24 protein-coding genes are annotated in these 20,487 nt (G+C 60.0%); 15 read left to right on the top strand and 9 right to left on the bottom strand.

The window, feature by feature from the left end; translation table 11 throughout:
- Nucleotides 1-79: 79 nt before the first annotated feature.
- From R4P65_RS22850 to R4P65_RS22840, 3 genes are all read right to left on the bottom strand, one after another.
- Nucleotides 80-1,600 carry a trehalose-6-phosphate synthase gene (locus tag R4P65_RS22850; protein ID WP_317828225.1) on the bottom strand — a complete coding sequence of 507 codons (1,521 nt, stop codon included), beginning with the start codon at nucleotides 1,598-1,600 and terminating at the stop codon, nucleotides 80-82.
- Entirely contained in the window at nucleotides 1,597-2,016 is a 420-nt protein-coding gene (locus R4P65_RS22845; protein WP_317828224.1) for an STAS domain-containing protein, read from the bottom strand. Before R4P65_RS22845 ends, R4P65_RS22850 begins: the two co-directional genes overlap by 4 nt.
- A gap of 275 nt (nucleotides 2,017-2,291) precedes the next feature.
- Nucleotides 2,292-2,480: a PI-type proteinase gene (locus R4P65_RS22840; protein WP_317828223.1), complete on the bottom strand. Its 189-nt coding sequence runs from the start codon at nucleotides 2,478-2,480 to the stop codon at nucleotides 2,292-2,294.
- A 152-nt stretch (nucleotides 2,481-2,632) separates the two neighbouring features.
- Between R4P65_RS22840 and R4P65_RS22835 the strand changes: the two genes are divergently transcribed.
- Nucleotides 2,633-2,881 carry a hypothetical protein gene (locus tag R4P65_RS22835; protein WP_007726566.1) on the top strand — a complete coding sequence of 83 codons (249 nt, stop codon included), beginning with the start codon at nucleotides 2,633-2,635 and terminating at the stop codon, nucleotides 2,879-2,881.
- A gap of 200 nt (nucleotides 2,882-3,081) precedes the next feature.
- Here the strand turns inward: R4P65_RS22835 and R4P65_RS22830 are convergent, their stop codons facing one another.
- Both R4P65_RS22830 and R4P65_RS22825 read right to left on the bottom strand, forming a co-directional pair.
- On the bottom strand, nucleotides 3,082-3,573 hold the full coding sequence (locus tag R4P65_RS22830) for a hypothetical protein (RefSeq protein ID WP_317828222.1): 492 nt from the start codon (nucleotides 3,571-3,573) through the stop codon (nucleotides 3,082-3,084).
- Nucleotides 3,570-4,148 (bottom strand): RNA polymerase sigma factor, encoded by a 579-nt coding sequence (locus tag R4P65_RS22825; RefSeq protein ID WP_317828221.1) that lies wholly within the window; start codon nucleotides 4,146-4,148, stop codon nucleotides 3,570-3,572. Before R4P65_RS22825 ends, R4P65_RS22830 begins: the two co-directional genes overlap by 4 nt.
- A gap of 185 nt (nucleotides 4,149-4,333) precedes the next feature.
- On the opposite strand from R4P65_RS22825, the gene R4P65_RS22820 reads away from it, so the two are divergent.
- The 9 genes from R4P65_RS22820 to R4P65_RS22780 all read left to right on the top strand — a co-directional run bounded on the left by R4P65_RS22820 (nucleotide 4,334) and on the right by R4P65_RS22780 (nucleotide 8,055).
- Nucleotides 4,334-4,798 (top strand): Asp23/Gls24 family envelope stress response protein, encoded by a 465-nt coding sequence (locus R4P65_RS22820; RefSeq protein ID WP_230816401.1) that lies wholly within the window; start codon nucleotides 4,334-4,336, stop codon nucleotides 4,796-4,798.
- Complete coding sequence (locus tag R4P65_RS22815; RefSeq protein ID WP_317828220.1) at nucleotides 4,795-5,079, top strand: hypothetical protein; 285 nt, start codon at nucleotides 4,795-4,797, stop codon at nucleotides 5,077-5,079. Before R4P65_RS22820 ends, R4P65_RS22815 begins: the two co-directional genes overlap by 4 nt.
- Nucleotides 5,072-5,338 carry a hypothetical protein gene (locus tag R4P65_RS22810; RefSeq protein ID WP_317828218.1) on the top strand — a complete coding sequence of 89 codons (267 nt, stop codon included), beginning with the start codon at nucleotides 5,072-5,074 and terminating at the stop codon, nucleotides 5,336-5,338. Before R4P65_RS22815 ends, R4P65_RS22810 begins: the two co-directional genes overlap by 8 nt.
- Nucleotides 5,339-5,376: 38 nt before the next feature.
- Nucleotides 5,377-5,556 (top strand): hypothetical protein, encoded by a 180-nt coding sequence (locus R4P65_RS22805; protein ID WP_230816399.1) that lies wholly within the window; start codon nucleotides 5,377-5,379, stop codon nucleotides 5,554-5,556.
- On the top strand, nucleotides 5,549-5,938 hold the full coding sequence (locus R4P65_RS22800) for an Asp23/Gls24 family envelope stress response protein (protein ID WP_230816398.1): 390 nt from the start codon (nucleotides 5,549-5,551) through the stop codon (nucleotides 5,936-5,938). The genes R4P65_RS22805 and R4P65_RS22800 overlap by 8 nt, the downstream gene beginning before the upstream one ends.
- On the top strand, nucleotides 5,935-6,504 hold the full coding sequence (locus R4P65_RS22795) for a DUF6286 domain-containing protein (RefSeq protein ID WP_317828217.1): 570 nt from the start codon (nucleotides 5,935-5,937) through the stop codon (nucleotides 6,502-6,504). The genes R4P65_RS22800 and R4P65_RS22795 overlap by 4 nt, the downstream gene beginning before the upstream one ends.
- Nucleotides 6,501-7,085 carry a hypothetical protein gene (locus R4P65_RS22790; RefSeq protein WP_317828216.1) on the top strand — a complete coding sequence of 195 codons (585 nt, stop codon included), beginning with the start codon at nucleotides 6,501-6,503 and terminating at the stop codon, nucleotides 7,083-7,085. The genes R4P65_RS22795 and R4P65_RS22790 overlap by 4 nt, the downstream gene beginning before the upstream one ends.
- A gap of 409 nt (nucleotides 7,086-7,494) precedes the next feature.
- Nucleotides 7,495-7,758, top strand: coding sequence for a GlsB/YeaQ/YmgE family stress response membrane protein (locus tag R4P65_RS22785; RefSeq protein WP_003943661.1), 264 nt, complete (start codon nucleotides 7,495-7,497; stop codon nucleotides 7,756-7,758).
- Between the two features lie 99 nt (nucleotides 7,759-7,857).
- The gene (locus tag R4P65_RS22780; RefSeq protein WP_230816394.1) at nucleotides 7,858-8,055 is read left to right on the top strand and encodes a CsbD family protein; all 198 of its coding nucleotides are present in this window, start codon (nucleotides 7,858-7,860) and stop codon (nucleotides 8,053-8,055) included.
- Nucleotides 8,056-8,088: 33 nt separating this feature from the next.
- Here R4P65_RS22780 and R4P65_RS22775 read toward each other — a convergent pair whose 3' ends face one another.
- On the bottom strand, nucleotides 8,089-8,811 hold the full coding sequence (locus R4P65_RS22775; RefSeq protein WP_317828215.1) for a hypothetical protein: 723 nt from the start codon (nucleotides 8,809-8,811) through the stop codon (nucleotides 8,089-8,091).
- Nucleotides 8,812-9,116: 305 nt separating this feature from the next.
- Between R4P65_RS22775 and R4P65_RS22770 the strand changes: the two genes are divergently transcribed.
- The 4 genes from R4P65_RS22770 to R4P65_RS22755 all read left to right on the top strand — a co-directional run bounded on the left by R4P65_RS22770 (nucleotide 9,117) and on the right by R4P65_RS22755 (nucleotide 15,492).
- Nucleotides 9,117-11,078, top strand: coding sequence for a hypothetical protein (locus R4P65_RS22770; protein WP_317828214.1), 1,962 nt, complete (start codon nucleotides 9,117-9,119; stop codon nucleotides 11,076-11,078).
- A complete protein-coding gene (locus R4P65_RS22765; protein WP_317828213.1) occupies nucleotides 11,075-12,808 on the top strand; it encodes an ABC transporter in 1,734 nt (577 codons plus the stop codon). The genes R4P65_RS22770 and R4P65_RS22765 overlap by 4 nt, the downstream gene beginning before the upstream one ends.
- A 46-nt stretch (nucleotides 12,809-12,854) precedes the next feature.
- Nucleotides 12,855-14,003, top strand: coding sequence for a beta-mannosidase (locus R4P65_RS22760; RefSeq protein ID WP_317828212.1), 1,149 nt, complete (start codon nucleotides 12,855-12,857; stop codon nucleotides 14,001-14,003).
- 565 nt (nucleotides 14,004-14,568) lie between these two features.
- The gene (locus R4P65_RS22755) at nucleotides 14,569-15,492 is read left to right on the top strand and encodes a UTP--glucose-1-phosphate uridylyltransferase (RefSeq protein WP_317828211.1); all 924 of its coding nucleotides are present in this window, start codon (nucleotides 14,569-14,571) and stop codon (nucleotides 15,490-15,492) included.
- Between the two features lie 155 nt (nucleotides 15,493-15,647).
- Here the strand turns inward: R4P65_RS22755 and R4P65_RS22750 are convergent, their stop codons facing one another.
- Nucleotides 15,648-15,983 carry a helix-turn-helix transcriptional regulator gene (locus tag R4P65_RS22750; RefSeq protein WP_317828210.1) on the bottom strand — a complete coding sequence of 112 codons (336 nt, stop codon included), beginning with the start codon at nucleotides 15,981-15,983 and terminating at the stop codon, nucleotides 15,648-15,650.
- Nucleotides 15,984-16,331: 348 nt separating this feature from the next.
- Between R4P65_RS22750 and R4P65_RS22745 the strand changes: the two genes are divergently transcribed.
- Nucleotides 16,332-17,507, top strand: a complete 1,176-nt coding sequence (locus R4P65_RS22745) for an O-antigen ligase family protein (protein WP_317828209.1) — start codon at nucleotides 16,332-16,334, stop codon at nucleotides 17,505-17,507.
- A gap of 2 nt (nucleotides 17,508-17,509) precedes the next feature.
- Here the strand turns inward: R4P65_RS22745 and R4P65_RS22740 are convergent, their stop codons facing one another.
- Nucleotides 17,510-18,961, bottom strand: coding sequence for a glycosyltransferase (locus R4P65_RS22740; protein WP_230816386.1), 1,452 nt, complete (start codon nucleotides 18,959-18,961; stop codon nucleotides 17,510-17,512).
- Nucleotides 18,955-20,421, bottom strand: a complete 1,467-nt coding sequence (locus tag R4P65_RS22735; RefSeq protein WP_317828208.1) for a hypothetical protein — start codon at nucleotides 20,419-20,421, stop codon at nucleotides 18,955-18,957. Before R4P65_RS22735 ends, R4P65_RS22740 begins: the two co-directional genes overlap by 7 nt.
- Nucleotides 20,422-20,487 lie beyond the last annotated feature (66 nt).

Here is a 20,487-nt window from a genome sequence, read left to right as displayed (position 1 = left end):
TCGCAGCCGCTGCTTGACGATGAACTGAAACCAATCCTAGCTCGAGTATCTGCACACCCTTGACTCAAGCCCTCGGTGGTCAGTTGTTGCGCGCAAAGTCCGACTCGCGCTCCGTGACGAACTGATCTTCCGGGCGCGGTTCAGTCGGGGCAAGTGCGGTCAGGAACGATTCGGCCCACTGATGCACGTCGTGCGACATGACCTGGCGATGCAGGGCAGCCATGCGGTGACGGCCCTCTTTCGGATCCTGATGAACTGCGGTCAGGATTGTATTCTTCACGCCGTCCAGATCATGCGGGTTGACCAGATATGACTGTCGTAATTCCATTGCAGCGCCGGTGAACTCGCTGAGAACGAGAGCGCCACCGAGGTCGCCGCGGCACGCTACGTACTCTTTGGCCACGAGATTCATCCCGTCGCGCATCGGAGTCACGAGCATGACGTCGGCAGCGACGAACAGCGCGATCAGTTCTTCTCGGTCGACCGGCTGATACAGGTAGTGAACGACGGGGCGGCCGATCTGACTGTGGTCGCCGTTGATGCGACCCACCTGTTCCTCGATGACACTGCGTAGATCGATATAGTGCTGCACGCGTTCACGACTGGGCGTAGCGAGCTGCACCATCGTGTACTTCTCCGGGTCCAAGCGGCCCTCGTCGAGAAGTTCCTTCAGGGCCTGCAGCCGCAGGTCTATGCCCTTGGTGTAGTCGAGGCGATCGACTCCCAGCAGGATCTTCTCGGGATTGCCGAGCTCTTCCTTCAATTCGCGTGCGCGGCGCAACACCGATTCGCTCTTCGACTGGCGCTCGAGTTCGGCGGAATCGACGGAGATGGGAAATGCTCCCACCTTGACCACGCGAGAATCGAAATCGACATGCCCCAGCGCACTTCGCACACCGACGCCTGCGGTTGTCGTCTTCAAGCCGAGTAGTTTGCGGGCCAAGAACAGGAAATTGTTTGCGCCACCGGGTAAGTGGAAGCCGATCAGGTCGGCGCCCAGCATCCCCTTGACGATCTCCTTGCGCCACGGCAGCTGCATGAAGAGCTCGACGGGAGGAAATGGAATGTGAAGAAAGAACCCGATAGTCAGGTCCGGCCGCAGCTCACGAAGCATCGCCGGCACGAGTTGCAATTGGTAGTCCTGCACCCAGACGGTAGCTCCGTCCGCGGCGCAACGTGCGGTTTCCTCGGCGAACCGCTGGTTGACCGCGACGTATGTGTGCCACCACGATCGCTCGAACGTCGGAGCCACCAGAACATCGTGGTAGAGCGGCCACAACGTGTCGTTGGAGAACCCCTCGTAGTACTCGGCGAGGTCCTGAGAGGTCAGTTCGACGGGAAAGAGGCGGAGGCCGTCCACAACTATGGGATCGACCTTCTCGTCTGCGACGCCCGGCCAGCCGACCCAAGCGCCGTCTCGCTGCCGCAGGATGGGTTCGAGCGCGGTGACGAGTCCACCCGGACTTCGCTTCCAGTTCTTGCTTCCGTCCTCGTCGGCTGCAGTGTCGTCGTCGGCTGCAGTGTCGTCGATTTCCAGATCGACGGGCAGTCGGTTGGCGACAACGACGAATTCGGAGAGCCTTTCGAGATCGTTACTCACGCCGACATCGGCTCCGCCAGGGTCTCGTCCATGATGGCGGTAGCGGACAGGTAGGCGACCGCCTCGGCCACCGAGTCGGTGAACACGATGTCGGCATCCATCTTCAACAGGGACAGCGGGCGCCTGACGGGGTGCGCTGCGATCAGTGTCCACGGGACGCCGAGCCTTCGAGCCTTGGCCGACAGAGTTTCGATGATGGAAAGACCTCCGACGGAGATGAACTGGACGTCCGAGCAGTCGACTACGAACGGGTGACGCTCGCTGATCAGATCATCGACGCAGGCAGCAAAATCAGCTCGGGACTGGATGTCGATCTCGCCGCTGACCACCAGTGACTGAATGCTTTCCGCGGACGTGACGGTGAAAATCGGGGGACTGTCGGCACGCTCATCTGTAGTTCTCGAAAACTCGTTCATCGAAACTCCTGACGGATTGCTCGAAACGGTTCGTTCGAATCGGTCTGGTTCGAAACGGCCTAGTTCGAAACGGTTTCTTGCGAAACCGGGAAACGGCACGGGAAGCAACACGCGAACCGTGCACGTCTTCAACGGCTGGGTGCTCAACCGTGCTGAGTGCCTACCTTACCGCATCACGAAACCGCAGGTGAAAAGCGTTAGATCCGTGAGGATTTCAAGGCCCCGTGAGCGCGGGCTCACGGGACCTTGGTCCCGATGATTCGGGCCGGGCGAGATCAGGCGGTGTCAGTCGCCGGACCGGTGGTTGTCGCCCCGCCCTCGTCGGCCCACGTAGGCTCGCCCGACGGATCGGTCTGAACGTCCTTGTGTGCGGTGTCGGGACTGGTGCCGGGATCGTGGTCGGTGCCGGTGGTCCGCGGCTCGTCCGTCTGATCGGTGTGGTCGGTGGGATTCTGTTCGCTCATGGTGTCTGCGTTCCCTTCGGGAAGTAGTTGTTCATGTACTCGTCGTTTCCTGCTCACCCGCGGGGGGTACTCAGTAGGGGGTAGTGCGTCAGGTCGAATCGACAACCAGCGAAGTCAGCTGTCACCGAAGCAGGAGATTTCACGTGAACCATATGACCGTGACGACCGAACACCTGCGTGCACTGCTGGGTAGCGGCCCCCATTCGGAATTGGTAGCGGTCGGGGGCGAGATCGAGATCTACGTCCCCGATGAAGAAGGGTTCGGCCTCGAGGGTATCTCGCTTGTCACTCGCGAGCAGTTGGCCGAACGCCTGCCTTCCTCGCCCGACAATCCCGACGAAGGCGAACTGCGTATCGCCGCAGAATCGTTGAGCGAGATGATCGCCGAACTCGGCGGCTGAACTCCCTGCGGCAGCCGACTTCAGATCTGCGGGATCGGATCCGGGGGATACGGGTTCGGTGGCGTTGGAGTGGGCGGCACGGGTGGCGGATTCAGCGGATCGGGTGGTGTCGGCGACCCGGGGTCGGGAACAGGGCCCGGATCCGGGGGTGGGGGAGTGGTCATGAGTGCCGGGTTCCCAAACACGTGCTGAACAAACACCTAGTGTTCGGAACGGCTTTTGGTGTTTTCCTCGGCAAGTAGATCGTCCACGATGTCGGTCACGGCGATGTGGACGCTCTCTGCAGAGAACGGTAGTTCCATATTGCCGAGGATCATGTGAACGACATCGACGACCGTGAATCGCACCCGATCCGACAGCTCGGCCAGATCAACTCCGTAGGGCGCAGCCAGTTCGATACGTAGTGAACGTATTTCGTGGCCGTCGACAAAGAATTCGATGCTGCTCGGTGAGCAGTGGTGTCGAGAACGTATCTCTGCGGCGAGGTGGGTGCGGAGTACGTGATCGCTTACCGACACCGTGCCGAGACGTGGACCCTCGGACGCGTGTGCGTTCAGTGGCCAGCCCGATGCCGAGGTCGATCGGAGCGCCCGGATCACCTTGTCGCTGATTCGATCCCAGCCTGGCTCCGGGGCATTTCGCAGGGCCTCGGATGCGTGGGCCATCAATGCGTCGGTTCGTGATTCGGTCATCGCCACCTCGTCATTCGTTCACTCAGGTTAGCCCGTGCACGGTGGTGATGCCCACGCACCGCATCCGGAGTGAGTCTTAGAATCTTTCCGATTTGAACGAACGTGAGCATCTCCACCTCTCGCAGCGTCCAGGCCGCACGCTGGCGATAAGGCAATTCCCCCAACGCTTCCTCCAGCGCCTCCAGGAAGGCGGAGTTCGAGGTCGTGTCGAATGGACCGGCTTCGGGAGACGGTACAAGAGGGTCGAGCAGCTTGTCGTCGATCGGTTGAGCTCTCTTGATTCGGTAGCTGTCCACGATCTTTCGGGAACAGATCGCGAAAAGCCATGTTCGCATCGACGATTCACCACGAAACGAATCGAGTTGACGCCACGCGGCCACGAAGGTGTCCTGAACTACTTCGAGAATGTCGCCTTCGTCCGCGAGCATTCGACGTGCATAGCGGTGGAGCGCTGGTCCGTAGTGGTGCACCAGTGACTCGAATGCTTTTCGGTCGCCGAGTATCGCAGCGTCCACTGTCGCGGTGTCCAGGCCGTCAGGCGCTCCCGTGAGCCCCTGTGTGTGCGGTAACGCCACAGTCGCTCCTCTCACAGAAATGCGGAAACTCGGCTGCGTTCGAGGATTGTTCGTCCAGCCGGGGCGTTGGATGTTACGGACCGTAACTAATAAATGTCAGTGACGCACGTCACCCGACTGGGACATTCGGTTTCGCCTTCGAGTCACGACTACACAGGTAGATCGATCAACAGGAGGAGATGACAATGGTCAGCACGCAGGTTGCGACAGCATCTACGAAGGATGTTGCATCATCGAATGACTCGGCTCTGGTGAGCTCGCAAGGAAAGACGTCGATCGCCGACACCGTTGTCTCGAAGATTGCCGGCATCGCCACCAGAGAGGTGAGCGGTGTGTACGACGTCGGCGGCGGAGCATCCCGGGTCGTCGGGGCACTGCGCGAGCGGATTCCCGGCGCGAGTGTCAACCACTCCCAGGGAGTATCGGTCGAGGTCGGCGAAAAGCAGGCAGCGGTGGACATCGACATCGTGGCCGAGTACGGCGTATCACTCGCGGACCTGGCCACCGGCATTCGCCGCAACGTCATCGCAGCGCTCGAACGGATGACAGGTCTCGAAGTGACCGAGGTGAACATTACGGTTCACGACGTTCACCTCGACGAGGGCAGCGACGACGAAGCAGGCGAGCCCAAGACCACCCGGGTGCAGTGAGTTCCGAAATCGCTGACACCGTCGCTGAGGCCGTGACGGCTGTACCCGGCGTCGCATCACTTCATGCCGGAATGTTCGGCGAGGTCGGCACCTACCTTCCCGGTCGTCGTGTCGTCGGCGTGCGGGTGACGGAGTCGTCGACCGACGTCCACGTCTGCATCTTCGCCGACGCCGCCGTTCGAGAGACCGCTTTACGCATCCGCCAAGCCATTTCGGGACTCATTTCCGGCCCCGTGAATGTGACAGTGGAAGACGTAGTAGGCCGCCCGCACAATGCCTGAGCGTTCCCGCGGTACAGAGCCTGATCGACGTTCTGCACGACGAGCGGCGATCAGGAAGCACCACCCCGATGCTGGGGGATCAGCCGACGCGCTCAATAGAGCGCTCGAACGCATCGACCGGGACTTCGCATCCCCGATCGATGTGGGTGTCCGTCCGACGCTGCGCGGCACGATGCGACAGATAGTCAGACCCGTTCGGGCCCAGTACACCCGGGTGCGCGCTCGGCTACCGGGCGCCAAGACCTATACCGAGATCTGACTCGCACATTTGAACATCATCCACAACGGAGGATTCACATGACCACCTCGACTGTCGGCCTTCTGGCAGGACTACTTCTCGGAGTCGCAGCTGCTGCAGGCGGTTTCACCGGATTCCTCATCGCGCTGGTTCTCGGCGTGGTCGGTTACCTCGTCGGTGGTCAGCGTGACGGTGAGTTCGATCTCGGTGTGATGCTGAAGGGTCGCGGTCGTGGCTGAGACAGCTCTGCCGGAGTCTGTGCTTGGCGAGCCGGGCGAACGCGGATCACTGACGATTCGAGACAGAGTCGCGCAGAAGTTGGTGCTCGAGGCGACTCGCGGAACGCCGGGGGTGCGTCACCACGCCGGCGGCATGGACAAACTGACCGGGCGTGAATTGCCGAGGGCGCGAGTGCTGGTGTCCGGCAGGCGGGTACGAGCCAAGGTGGACATCGCGATCGAGTGGCCCGGATCCTTGTCGGTCATCGGCACCGCGGTGCGAGACAATGTGAGGGCCCAGTTGGAATCGGTCTCGGGATTGGACGTAGACGGCGTGGACGTCTCGATCGTGAGCGTTCTCCCGGCATCGACCAAGGGTGATGCGGGAAGGAAAGTGCAATGACTTCGGACAAGGTCGTACTACCTACCGCCTCGAGGGTTGCGGCTCCGGTTCCTTTGGCGACGCCAGGGTCGGCGTTCACCGGATTTCTGATCGCAGCGGCGGTACTTGCGCTCGGCGTGGTCGGGATTCGAGACGCCCTTGTGGACCTAGGCGCGATCACTGGGTCGCATTGGATATCAGGGGCTTTCGAATATGTGGACGGGCTCGCCTACCAGGGCTGGATGTTGCCGGCCGGAATCGCAGCCGTCGTCCTCGGCCTGTGGTTCGTGATCCTCGGACTCAAACCGCGGCGAAAAACTGCCAATGCCTTGGTCGGAGTCGTTGACACGTGGATCGATCCCGCCGATGTAGCAGCGATAGCGTCGGTACGCGTCGAGTCGCTGACTAATGTTCGCTCCGCTTCGTCACACGCGACTCGGCGCAAGCTCGAAGTGAAGGCCTCGGTCACGCCCGATGGTGCCGCGACCGCGGAATCGGAAATCCGTGCCGTGCTGGGGAACTTGGCCCAGACGTTGTCACCGTCCCCTCGAATCAGGATTCGCATCCAGACGGGGGAAAGATCATGACCCGAACGGCGACGGTGATAGATCGCGTGGCGACGTGCATCGCAGGACTACTCGCGATAGCGCTGGGAGTCGCAGCGATCCTCTGGAATCTCGACGTGATCAAGGATCTGCCGGAGCGAATCGACATCCCGTGGGCTGAAGATCTCGGCGACCGCTCGTGGTGGCCGTGGGCCGTCGGGGTAGGGGGAGTTCTGCTTGCCCTCCTCGCGTTGCGGTGGTTGATCTCTCACGTGCCGCTTCGGCGGGCGAAGGAGATCACGGTTCCGGGGTCGAACTCTCACAATTCGATCACCGCGGATCTGGGTGCGGTCGCCGAAGGAGTGACTGCATCATTGGAGGACTTCGACGAAGTATCGGGTGTCCGAGGAAAAGCGTTGGTCGACCGCGGAGTTCGAACAATCGATTTGCGGGTGACCTTGAGACGGAGCGTCGTATCCGGATCGGAAACGCTGCCCGAGTTGGTTTCTCGGGTTGCCAACACAGGCGATCAAGTCCAGGCGGTAGTCGGCGATTCGTCCGTCGCGACCAGAATTCGCATCGCCGTGAAAAGTACGAAACACGATGAGCCGAGAACTCTCTGATCAGTCGAGGTTTGAGCCACGTGACGACCGGGTATTGGTAGACCTCCCGATCGTGCACAGAGCCATGGATGTTGCTGTGGCACTGTGTGTCACGGTGCTCCTTGCGAGCGTCACTTCGATGGCGATCGCGATCGTAGTGACGCTGATCATGTGTGCGTCGGTGAGTGTCGTTTCTCGTATGTGGTGAATCGCCAGCCATTTTGGTTCTGTCGTGAACACCTGATAGAAAGGTAAGCAGACAATGTGGCTGCTACTGAGTGCACGATCCCCCGCGTCGTGCGGCGGAGAGTCCGGTTGTGTGCAAACACAACCCGCGATCACGGTCTAGTTGCGCGGGCCGATCGCTCGGAACCCTCCCTTCACCGGCAGTCTCTCATTGCGCCGTCCCTCATTACTCTAAGGAGTTCAAATGCTTCCTCTTGGTATCATCGCCTGGATCATCATCGGTGGGCTGGCGGGTTGGATCGGCAGTAAGATCATGAAAACCGATGCGCAGCAGGGGATCTTCCTCAACATCGTTGTCGGTGTGATCGGCGGCCTGATCGGTGGTTTCCTGCTTCGAGTCTTCGGCGTCGATGTCGAGGGTGCAGGCTGGATCTTCAGCTTCCTCACTTGCCTTCTCGGTGCAGTCATCTTGCTGTTCCTGGTCAAGGCAGTCACCGGAAAGCGCTGACACATTTGTCCACGCAGTTCGAGTTCGACTGAATCCACGGCCGAATCCCACGGCCGAACGCACGACCGAATCCACACCGAATTCAAGAAGGAGAAACACATGTCTGACTTCATCGACAAGGCAAAGCACCGCGCTGAGGATCTCATCGGCGAGGCGAAGGAAAAGTTCGGGAATGCCACGGGCAACGATGATCTGGCGGCCGAAGGTGTTGCCGATCAGGGCGAGGCAAAGGTCAAGAAGGCCGGAGACGCTGTCAGTGACAAGGTCTCGGATATCAAGGACAAGTTCACCAGCTGAGTGAGCTTCGGCGCGGTTGATCGGCAAGTTCGGTCAACCGCGCTTTTTTGTGTCTCCTCGACCGTTACGGCTACCGCGATACGCGAACTTCCGCGTTTCCGCGAGCCACGCCGGAAGCATGCGCATGTGGGTCGGCCTGTTCAGAATCGGATCGAAGGAAGGCTGGAGGCAATCCGGGTGGTCCGCGACTTCGTCGAGGCAGAGGTGTCCGATCGGAATCAACTGACGTTGAATTCTCGCTAGGTAGACGGAGAAGTGCAGAGGGGAATGATCGACGGCCGCCTTCAGTGCGGGCAGTGAAGTGCCGGTCGGGTGGACGCCGCGCGGTGTCACGATCAGCCACGCTGCGGCGCCGCCCGCGCGTGAGTAAGGAACCAGTGTGCTGTATCTCGCGCCGTTCCATGAGAATGCCGGAGCGGGAAACATTTTCGAGAAGGTAGAAAGTCCTGATGTTGCGAGAAGAATGTCCCACGGGATTTCATCGGCGCCGACATCATGCAATCGAAGAGCTAGGCCGAGTACGTCTGGTAGGTCCCCCGGTGTTCCGAGTGCCTTCGACATTCGAGCGCTGACGGTAATCGTCGACGATTCCGATACCGGCCACCAGGGAGTGGCCGGTTTCAATGTTCCCTTCAGTTCGAGCCCGTAAGGGTGGAAAGCCCTGGCCATGCGCAGCGATGATGCGAATTGGAACGGTGCGCCGATCAGTGTTCCGATCGCGTTCTTGCCGACGGGAATGATCGAATTAATCGTCACGGCATCCTTATCTGAGAACTTTCCACCTGCGAATCGCTTAAACTGGACGTACGTTCAGGCGTATGGACGGGCTTTCGTGCGGATTCTTTCGGCTTCCCAGTGGCGGTGATTGCTAATCATGTGACGCGCCGTAACAAAAGTCTCGCCCGACGGGATAATTAGCCAAACACATAAATTGGTCGTTATGGTTTGTTTGTCCGTAACGGTGCGATCGGACCTGGGACCGTAGCGAACTGGCGAGATTGCTACTCATGATTTGTGTTTGGTGATTGCGCGGAAACAAAAGATGTCGAGGAGACACACTGATGGGCCACACTCGAACCTGGCTGACGCGCGCGCTGGCAATGCCGGTGGCTGTCGCGGTGGCTGTATTACTTCCGCTCGGCAGTGTGGCCTCGGCCCAGGATTTCGAGGACGACTCCGACACTTCGGTGGCCGCTGGCGCGACAACCCCGATCTCCTTCACTGAACTCGGGCGGGGCACAGACATCGTGTTCTCCTCCGATGACGCGCCCGTGTTGGTGACCGTGCCGGTGCCGGACGGACTGACCGCAACTGCCGTGACCGGTATCCTGACCGCTCCGACCGACTTCAGTCGGGGTTGGCTCGAAGTGACTGCCGACGGCCGGCTGGTGAGCCGCGTCGATTTCGACGCAGGTCAAGCCGGAACCGGTCTACCGATTTCGGTTCCGTTGCAAGGGCTCGAAGTAGTCGACCGTAGCGTGACCGTGTCGATGATCGCTCACCTCGTTCCCGTCGACGACCGTTGCTACGACCGAACGAGATACCAGCCCCTCGCGCTGAGGGATGCCTTTGTCGCCTACGACGGTACCGAGCAGCAGCCGAGAACTGTGGCGACGTTCTTTCCTCCGATTTTGAGGAAGGCAACCATCTACGTTACGGACGGCTCGTCGGGGTCGCAGCAGAGTGCGGCTTTGCAACTGAGTGCAGCGATTGTCAACAAGTACGGAAGTCAGCCCCACGCCGTGGTGGTGGAACAGCTGCCGAACGGCCAGAGCCTACCGTCCGCCGAGCCGGGACTGTTCGAGCGAGCTGTCGTGCTCGGCAACAGCGGGGACGCCGGAATCGATCTTGCGGCGACTCCCAATGGTTCACCCGTGCTGCGGATTTCGGGGGACGACAAGACCCTCGTCCCTCAGGTCAGTCTCTTGGCGGCGAACTTCGACGGCTACTGGGCGGCCAGCAGAGCGCTGGCGTCGCCGGACAACACAGTCGCACAGATTTCCCAGGACGCGATCACCGTCGGTCAACTGAAGCTCGGAACGTTGACGGCCTCCGGTCTCAATCACATCGAGGTCGACGTTCCGTTCAGTCAATCGCAGTTGGGGCGTCCGATGAAAGACGTGTCGGTACGAATGATCGGTTCCTATGTGCCGCTGCCTAATTCGCGAAACGGAGAGCTTTCGATCTCGCTCGGGGATACGAGACTTGCCTCGCAAACGGTGAACGAGACCGGGCGCTTCGACATCGGGGTCGATGTTCCGAACGAACTCCTGCGGCGCGATTTGACGTTCGAGGTCTCGATGGACGTGACTGGCGACTTTCAGTGCGGCACGAGTAGTCCTTCTTCCCTCACCGTCGATCCGGCAAGCACCATCACCTCCTCTACCGGATTTCCGCCGACGCCAGGAGGATTCCAGGCCTTGCCGCAGTCGATGCTGCCCACGCTCGACGTCGGTTTGAGTCGAGGTGATTTTGCAGATCTCATTCGGGCTCAGCGCCTCGTTGTCGCGATGCAGCGGTTGAGCTACCTGCCGATGCAACCGCGTGTACTCCCGTTCGGCGACGCCGCGACCAGTTCGCTGCCGGCGTTGTTGATCGCGGCGGACGGAACCCTGCCCACTCCGGTTGCTCTCCCCATGGACACGGCAGATCAAGGGCTCCTGCGCTTGCAAGGCCTGGAATTCGGTGGGCAATACGGTGCCTTGCAGGTGGTTTCGGGTTCGCATAACGAAGTGGTAGCACTGACGTCTGAAGGTAATGCGGCCGACGCCGACGCTCTGCTCAACTGGTTGGAAGGTGGGAAGGACAGATTCGCAGAACTGACGGGCGATCTACTGGTGGCGCCTGCGGGCGGCGAGCCGTTCGACATCGGAGTCAACGTCTCACCGTTGGGCACTGCGACATCCGCCGAAGAAGAGACCGGCCCGAGTGCAGTCACGATCGGCTGGATCGGATTCGGGACCGTGGTTCTGATCGCTGTGGCCGTCGGCGGTGTGCTCGTGACGAGGCGTAGAGGACAGTGACCGTCACCGATCGCCCGGCCCCGTCCGTCGCGGTCCACGACCTGCCGGGCCGCAAGCCCTGGCGGATGTTTGTTGTCCTCTTCGCGATCTACACCGCGTTGGGTGTGTGGATGAACGCCGGCATCGGCTTCATCTTCACCGACTCGCTCAGCCGTGTTGCCGCGGTGTCGGCAATGCTGCTCAGCCGTGATCCGCACTTCGCGGCGATCGGATTCGTGTTCACCCCGTTGACGGCGGCCGTCCAGATTCCGATGGGCCTGATGGGCCACTGGTGGCCGGACCTGCTGCGGTGGAACATCACTGCGGTCGTGATGTCCGCGGCGTTCATGGCTGGTGCGGTGATTCAGATACGCGGGATCAGTCGCGACCGTGGGTGTGCGCGATGGGTCACCGTCGTCCTTACCGTGCTGTTCGCTGTCAATCCGATGATCGTCATGTACGCGGCGAGCGGAATGAGCGAAGCCCCGTTCCTGTTCTTCGTTCTGTGGGCGACACGTCGTTTGATTCGGTGGATTCGCAGCGACGACGTACACGACCTCATCGGTGCCGGCCTCGCATTTGCACTGGCGTACCTCACCCGATACGACGCATTGGCACCGCTGTTCGTCGCGGTTGTGCTGGTGACTGTGGTGAGTTGGCTTCGTTTTCAACCGACCGAGGAGGAACGGGGCGAGGGCGCGGGACCTGGCTTGCGGCTCTGGGCAGCGGCACTCGACGGTGTCGTCGTGATGATGCCGGGATTCCTGGCGTTCGTCTTGTGGTCGTTTGCCAGCTGGCTCATCACGGGTCAAGCGTTCCAACAGTTCTCGTCGGTGTACGGGAACAGTTCCATCCTCGAGCAGGCTGGGGCCGGAACCGACCCGCCGATTACACGCCTTGCTTTCTCTATTACCGAAATGGCCGTACTCGGGCCGGCGTTCCCGGTGTTCGCGGTCCTGGCAATCATCTACGCACTCCGGCGGCGGGACGCCGAAGTGGTCGTGCCTCTTGTGCTGTTCGGCGCGATCCTCGGCGCTCAGACACTGCTCTACGTGATGGGTTCGACGTTTCCCCTTCTGCGCTTCTACATTTCGATCATTCCGCTGTGCTTCGTGCTGGTCGTGCTGATCGCTCCGCGCGGCGTTCCGGTTGTCACGCGCCGACCGGGGTCTGCTGCGTCACGCTCGGTGACGACGTACCCTGAGCAGTCGGGACCCTCTCTGCCCCTTGTGATCTCTCTGTGTTTGCTGGTCGGGTCGACATTGGTCACGTTTGTCGCGATGGGTAATGCCCGGCTCGCAGTGCTCGAGCATTCCATTGCCAGCGCGATCATTCCGGGCCGGAAGAACCTCGAGGAGCAGACGAATCTCCGCACGTTTGCGGCCGAGCGTCGCATCGCCAAGTATTTGGACGACTTGGATCTGCCGGAGGGTTCGGTTCTGCTCGACACCGTGGAGAGCTATGCCGTCGTGGCGTCCTCGAACAACCCTCGGCAGTTTGTCGTGCCTTCCGATGCGGACTTCGTGCGCGTACTTAACAACCCCGCCGAACATCACGTCGAGTACATCCTGTCGGTTCCGAATACCGGTCGTGGCGTTTCGGACGCCGTCAATCGGCGCTATCCGACGATGTACGACACCGGCGCCGGAGGGGTCGGAGCGCTGGCGCTCGAAGTATCCAACGACGGCGGCATGGACCCGTCGGCCTGGCGTTTGTATCGCATCACCGGTGAACGCCAGACGGGTCGATGAGGCAATTCGTATGGGAGGATTGTCCGTATGACGTGGATGGTTGCAGATGTCTTCTGAAGAAGTGCGTCCGCGTGAGCGTGGCACAGTCCGGCGCCGTGTCGCTTCCGCTGTAGCCGGTGTTGTGGCCGTCGCGGCGGTGGTGGGGATGTTCGTGATGCCCGCGGGAGCCGATTCTCCCAAGCAGGTTCGGGTCGGAGCGTCGTCGAACGGACTGACACTGGACGGACAGCCGTGGTGGCCTACCGGGCTCAATGCCTATCAGCTGGCCACTGATTGGTCGGTGAACTTCGGCTGTGGCGCCATGGTCGACCTCGACGCGTACTTCGGTTCGCTGCCACCGAACTCCGTCACACGCTTCAACGCCTTCCAAGCTCTTGCGGTGAACAAATTCTCCGGAGAGACGGATTTCGGCCCGATGGACGCGGTGTTCGACGCTGCGGCGCGGCACAACCAGTTCACGATTCCGGTGCTCTCACCCCAGGACAGTGGGTGCGATGACGGGCAATTCAAATCCAGGGATTGGTACACCGACGACTGGAAGGTCGCGAACCTGATCCCGGGTCGAGCCACCATGAGCTTCCAGGACTGGATGCACACCGCCGTCGACCGCTGGAAGAACGAACCTTCCGTCGCGGCGTGGGAATTGGTGGGGGAGCCGGAGCCAAGTCTGTGTACCGACGCGGCCTGCAATTGGTGGACGAGAACGTGTCCGTCTGATTCCGCGCAGGTGTTGCGGGAGTTCTTCGACACGGCAGGCGCCGAGCTTCGCGCGATTGATCCGAACACTCCGATCACGGCGGGATACGTCGGGGGCGGTCAGTGCGGCACTGCTGGTGACGACTACCAATACGTGAGCGAGTCCGACTTCGTCGACGTTCTGCAGTATCACGACTACGGAGCGGACGGGGTACCGCTTCCGGGCGATCAGTGGAACGGACTGGCGCGTCGCATCGAACAGGCGACGACCGTCGGGAAGCCGTTGTTGGTCGCTGAGACAGGCGAATTGGCGGGCAGTTGCGAATCACTGGCGACCAGAGCCACGAATATCGAGACGAAGCTGACGGGGCAGAAGGCGGCCGGCACGGCGGGAGCCCTCCTGTGGGCCTTCGTTCCGGATCCACGTCCGAACGAGTGCACGATGGACATCGGGCCTGACGATCCACTCTTCGACGTGATCACCTCACTGGCAGGTTAGCGCGGTCTCCGGTCGACCTCTCGCAACGATGCCATCCAGTGGGAATGTTGTCACGATTTGATAACAACCTGAACCTGGCATTGTGACGTGATAACCGTATTTCGTTCGTATTCAGTGGCATTCACCTGCGGATAACCGAACTTCAAGGCCGGTGGAGTCGCACGGGACCATTTGCGCGGCCCCTCCAGGACCTACGTCCGGGTCGACTGGGGACGGTCCGGTCGAGGTGCTGAGCTCGTAAGTTGCGTCGTACCTGTCTCTTTGGCCAGTAGCTATGTCCCACCGTGGTCAACGTCGAAAAAGGGACACAACCGTTCGCCGCGGTAACGGGTAGTGAGCGGAGCGCGGTGTGCACCTCGTAGAAGTGACAACGAGGGGTGGTGTGTAGCTCTCGCGCGCAACGAATTCCGAGTTCGAGTCAACTTGCGACGGCATCGGTCGCCCGGTAGACCTTGTGCGCAGGCTGTACATGCGGTGTGAGCCTCGGTCGTCTAAATGAGGGGACGACCGCTGCATGCGCGTAACGGTAAGTGTGTGAAACATCGCGTGAGCGGAGAGGTGAACGATGACAGGGTGCGCTGAACGGTCTTTCAAGACTGCGGTGGTGCCGGCTGCTGGGATGGGGACTCGTTTCCTCCCGGCCACCAAGACGGTTCCGAAAGAGTTGCTCCCCGTGGTCGATACACCCGGGATCGAGCTGGTCGCAAGCGAAGCGGCGCAGGCAGGCGCGGAACGTCTGGTGATCGTCACTGCGCCGGGCAAGGCATCGGTCGTCGGGCATTTTGTCGAGGATCTGGTGTTGGAAGGCAAGCTTGCGGCCAGCGGAAAGCATCATCTGCTCGAGCGCGTGCGGCGTGCTCCGGGCCTGATCTCGGTGGAGCCGGTTGTGCAGGAGTCTCCGCTGGGATTGGGACACGCTGTCGGTCTTGTCGAATCGGTGCTGGATGCGGACGAGGACTCGTTCGCGGTGCTGCTTCCCGACGACCTGGTTCACCCCTGCGGCGTTCTCGACACGATGGCGAAGGTGCGTGCCGAGCGCGGCGGTTCCGTGCTGTGCGCGTTCGACGTCGCACCGGATCTTGTTGGCGCATACGGAGTGTTCGACGTACGAGCACCGGCAGAAGGCGATGACCCAGACGTGCTCGCAGTCGTCGGCATGGTCGAGAAGCCGGACCCTGCGGATGCCCCGTCGACACTCGCGGCGGCCGGACGCTATCTCCTCGATCGAGCCGTGTTCGATGCACTCCGGCGAATCTTGCCAGGTCAAGGTGGAGAGCTACAACTGACGGATGCGATAGCGCTGTTGATCGCGGAGGGCCATCCGGTTCACGTCGTCGTCCATCACGGTACCCGCCACGATCTGGGTAACCCGGGCGGTTTTCTGCGAGCTTCTCTCGACCATGCGCTCAGCCGCACCGAGTACGGACCGGAATTGAGAGTCTGGCTCAAGGAACGATTGGATCAGCCCGATCCGCAGCTGACCTACTGAAGAATCCCGCCCATGACACCAGAGGTCGAAATATGTTTTGGTGCAAGAGAATCCGCACCATTTCTGCGTGCGTGCATGTGAACGTCGGTAGCCCGGGCTCATTCGGGCACACTCGCGATCATCTCCTGCTCCAAGCTAGATGCGATTCTGGCAGCTCAGTGTTGATCGATACCGCTGTGTTGATCGATACCGCGGCGGGCGAGTTCGTCCACCAGGGCTTGCGTCGCGATCGAATTCAGAACCGACGGTGGGGTCGTTCCCGGCCGCGCTTCTTCAGGAGTCAGATAACCGGCGGCTACGAGCACCTCTGTAATCGGAGCACCGAAGACCTGACATGCCGTCCGCATCGTGTCCTGCGTGGGAGGGCGCTTGGCCGAAAGCCATCGACTCAGTTCGGAAGGTCGAATCTTCAGCGCACGCGCAGCTTCCTGGATGTCGCTGAACGAGCGAAGTTCCAGTTGATGCTCGACCCATGCGGAGAAACCACTCATAGCGGTCATATTGCCTGAGCCGAGAGGTATATGCCACTTCCTTTCGGCTACAAGTCGAGGACATTCGGATATCTGTCATGTCGTGGCAAAGTTTTTCGCCGGCGATTCGCTTATTTGCAGTTACGCGACGGCGCTGACGGGGACTGACTTCTTCTCTGAGCGGGGATTATTCAGTCGGCCGTTGGTGAAGGGTGAAATTGAGGGTGAAATGCAAAAAATTCGATTGTCGGAAGCAGGAACTCAATGACAACGCCGAGTCAGGTCAGACTTGAAGGCCTTCGTGATGGTGTCGCTCCGACGGCAAGGCGAACAGCCAGAGTTCCATTTTCGCCGACCACCGTCATTTGGATGGCGATTGCGATCGTAGTTCCGATATACCGCTCGTTGCCCGGCACCGTCACACAGCTATGGGCGATGGCGGTGCTTGTGGTCATCGTGGCCTCAGTAGCGCTGGGACGAGTCGCTCGGCCGCAGTTTGTCAGCATCTGGTTGATGGCCGGCTACGCAGCCCTCGTCGCGACGGTAACGGCGACGCGTGGCAGTGATGTCACCGGAAATCTCTATGTTGGAGTCCAACTTTTCATTGTTCTCGGGCTCGGGATATTTGTGATGGTCGCCAATGTCCAGCGTGATCCGGCTTTTGTCAGGCGTGTCTGTATTGCGTTCATCGCAAGCCAATCGGTTTCTGCTCTGGTCGCCGCCATCCAACTGGCTGGTTCATCCGTCTTCGGATTCGGTGTTGTGAACGGTCGTGCTCCAGGGCTGGCAGGTCATCCGAACGTTCTGGGCATCATGTCCTCACTTGCATTGATTCTCTGCCTGGGGGCTGCGGTGCGAAAGGTAGAGAATCGGCTCGTTCTGGTGCTGATCTCGATCGTGAACGCGGTGGGACTGCTGGCGACCGGTAGTTTGAGTTCGTTGTCGGCCTGCGCGATCGGATTGATCGTCGTGGCGATTTCTTCGCGAGTGAAGATCACCACCATCGCCAAGAGTTTTGTCGGTGCCGCCATTCTTTTCTGGATCGCAATCACCTACACCGAGTTCGGTAAGCACCTGGAGACGCCGGCCGATCGATACCTCCAGGTCACCGGCCAGACCAAGGCTGTCAGCACGCTCGAGATCCGCAACGACACTTACGGATTCGCGTGGGACGCGATTCGTGCGCATCCGCTGTCCGGAGTCGGTTTGAACTCGGCGAATGCTGCCTCGTTCGACAATGTCACAGTCGTTCACAATGTTTTCCTACGATCCTGGTACCAAGGCGGGGTGGTGCTTGCCCTTGCCGTGGCACTGATCATCTGCGCGACGGCACTGGTCGCGTTCAGATCGATGAAGTCCGGCAAGAACGCTGCCGCGGCCGGCGTGCTGGTCTCGATGATGACATTCGCTCTGACATCGGCGTTCTTCGAGCAGGCGTATTACTGGCTACCAGTCGTTCTCGCCTTTGCATGTTTGTCGACGGAGAGTGATCGGACAGCAAGCTCCAAAGCTCAACCCGCGCAACAAGTATTGATCGGGAATTGAGGTTACGTGTTCAAGCCATGGAAGGTCTTCTCCCAGTAAGACGGGTTGCGTATCAACTGATATGTGCCTTTGATGGCTGCGATGCTCATCAATACCCAGTAAAGCGGAGCGGTCAGGCAAGCTATCAGCAGCATAGGATTTCGCGTCTCTCGGCATGCCACCAAGTTCATGTAAAGGACTGCGGCGTTACCGAACACGAGTGACACGAGGGCGGGAAAATAGACGTAGTTGGGAAACACGTCGTGGATGACCTCGGGTTGGCCGAGGATCCAACCCAGACTGATCAGCCAGAACGCCATGTTCAGTGTCGCCACAATGGGCGTCCCCGCCATCAAGATGGTGAAGCGTAGAAATCCGACCGTGCCGAGTCCGCGCCACAGTTTCAACGGTTGACGCATATGAACCAACCAAGTCTGCAGGTAACCCTTGTACCAGCGTGAGCGTTGGCGGATCCAGTTGATCGTGTCGCTGTTGGCCTCTTCCAGCGTCGTCGAGTTCAGAACTGCGGTCCGGTAACCGCTCTCGGCGATGCGGACTCCGAGGTCTGCATCCTCGGTGACGTTGAAGGGATCCCAGGCGCCGATCTCGTCGAGCACACTTCGGCGAAGATGATTGGACGTGCCTCCCAAAGGAATTGGTGATTGACTCCGCATCAGTCCCGGGAGGATGAAATTGAACCAGAGTGCGTAGTCGGCCGTAAACCATGCAGTCAATAGATTCTGAGTTCCATTGTGAAACGCTAGTTTCGCCTGCACACACGCAGTATTCGCTGGAAGCTTCGCGAAAGTCGCTATTACGCGGCGTAACTGAAGAGGATCCGGAGAGTCTTCGGCGTCATAGATGGTGATTATCTCGCCGGTTGAGAAGTGCAATCCGTAGTTGCAGGCTTTGGGTTTGGTACGTGGATCTGCAGCGGGAACCTTCAAGATGCTCACCACTTCATCGACTCCGGCGGCAGTTGCAGCGTCGATCGTGACAGCGTCATCCTCTTCGAGGAGCAACAGCACTTGCAATTTGGCCGAGGGGTAGTCGATCGCGCGCATGGCGGAAATCAGGTCCCCGACTACTTCCGGTTCGTTGTACGCCGGAACAAGGATTGTGTAGTGCGGGAGATCTTCATCCGAAAGTGCGCTTGCCTCTTGATCGCTGATCGTCACGATCGAGGAAGCATCCAAACCTCGTGTGAACAACACAAGTCGATCCACCATCGCCCACACGTACCCGAGCGTGCACACCAATGTGAGAACGATGAGCGTGGGAGTCAGGAAGAAGACAAGACACGCGATTGTGATCGCGAGAATCGCGAGCAGGATGTTGCGCTGCCATGGATAGAACGCAACTGATGCCGATGAAATCGGTTTGCGCTCACGCAGTCCGTTCACAGCGTCGTGGAGTGCGGCTCGTTTGAATTGCTCGGAGCTTTCGTCCTCAACCGAGAGATTGGGAATTACCACTTCTGTGCCTCCACGACAAGCCTTCCGAGTGACTGGAGCATACCGAGGTCCTTGTACTGAGATTCACTGTCCACCGTCGATATCCGGCCTCTGAGTAGAACGGCCAAGGTGTTGCTTCCATTCGACGCCATCGATGGTTTCGGTTCGGGGAACAAGGCATTCGGTTCATGATTGTCCACTGTCAAGAGTGTGACGCGCTGTGCGGCACCGTCGCCACGTGTCCACACGAAATTGAGGTTGCTCCAGGTGAGGAGGAGGGAGTCGTCGACAACGGTGTACATTTCTGCGACCACCCCACGGCTCAACTCAACTCGTACCGGCGGGCTGACACGTGCATTCTGGAGATCATAGGTTGTGTTGCTCGGATAGACAGCCAAAGTGGATGGGCGACGCACTTGAACAACGTCCATTTGGACGGTGCGTGGGCGCATCTGGCTGTCCCATGCAGGGTTGGGTGTGTCGGCACGAATCGACTGGCGAGTGAGTGCCGAAGTGGAACCGAAGTACTTTCTCGGCCAGTCGTATTCGTTGGTCGAGATTTCACGCCAACCAGCGGGGACGACGAGTCGTGGGTCGGATGTCGCAGGCGGCCCTACCGAGACCGGAACGTTCTGTGCGGTGGGCACTGGCGTAAAGAACATCACAATCGCTGCGGCGAACACCACCAGGATCGTCCAGTTACTGGTTGACGTCGAAGGATTCCGGAGCGGACGCTCGAACGGCTTCCAAGACTTTCCGCGTCGCTCGTACAGGTAGAAGAATCCGCCTACCAGCAATGCGCTACCTAATGCCGGTAGCAGCTGGATGCTGAACAACGGCGCAGTCGGGTACTGACGGGACAGGTAGTAGACCAAGCCTGCACCCAAGACGGACGAGCCGACGAACCCGGCGAATCCCCTCTTCCACGTTCGACTGACGGCGATCGTCGTGGCGGCCGAAGCGACCAGCACCATGATGATGCTGTAGTCGAAGCGTGTGCCGCCGAGTTCAGTCGCCAACGTGCGGTAGATGAGCGGAGCCAGAAGGATCGGGACAACCCATACTGCCCAGTAACGATTCACTGGACGTAACCCGAACATGAGAACCGCTGCGCTCCAGACAAATACCCAAGCCGCGATTACATCGATATGCATCAATTCGTAGTTCTCGGCAAAACGTGGCATGAGGAGTGCCTGCAACCCCAGCGACACCAGTAAGCCGATACCGCCGACAATCTTGTCCGTCTCACGATCATGGATCGGGAGGTCCGGGCCTCGTCGTAAATCTGTTCCGACGGCAGCTATCAGGCACAGCAGGGGGAGGACGAAAACGTATCCGATGGCGGTGCCACTCGCAGTGCTCCTCCACAAATTGGTCCAGGTAGGCCAGAAAGCAAAGATTGTCGCGGCTGCAATCATCAGCCAACGGACAGTGAGGCGGGGGACAATTCCCGACTGCGTGCGTAGGTCGCGAATCTTCAAGATATGTAGTCCTATTCGAACTGGTCGTCTACTCGGGCTGCGCCGGACGTGTCGGCCGGCGTGAGC

The organism is Rhodococcus sp. IEGM 1318 (assembly GCF_033142465.1).
Lineage (GTDB): Bacteria > Actinomycetota > Actinomycetes > Mycobacteriales > Mycobacteriaceae > Rhodococcus_F > Rhodococcus_F qingshengii_B.
The sequence above is the reverse complement of the archived record's forward strand: the minus strand, read 5'-3'. Positions and strand labels throughout refer to the sequence as shown.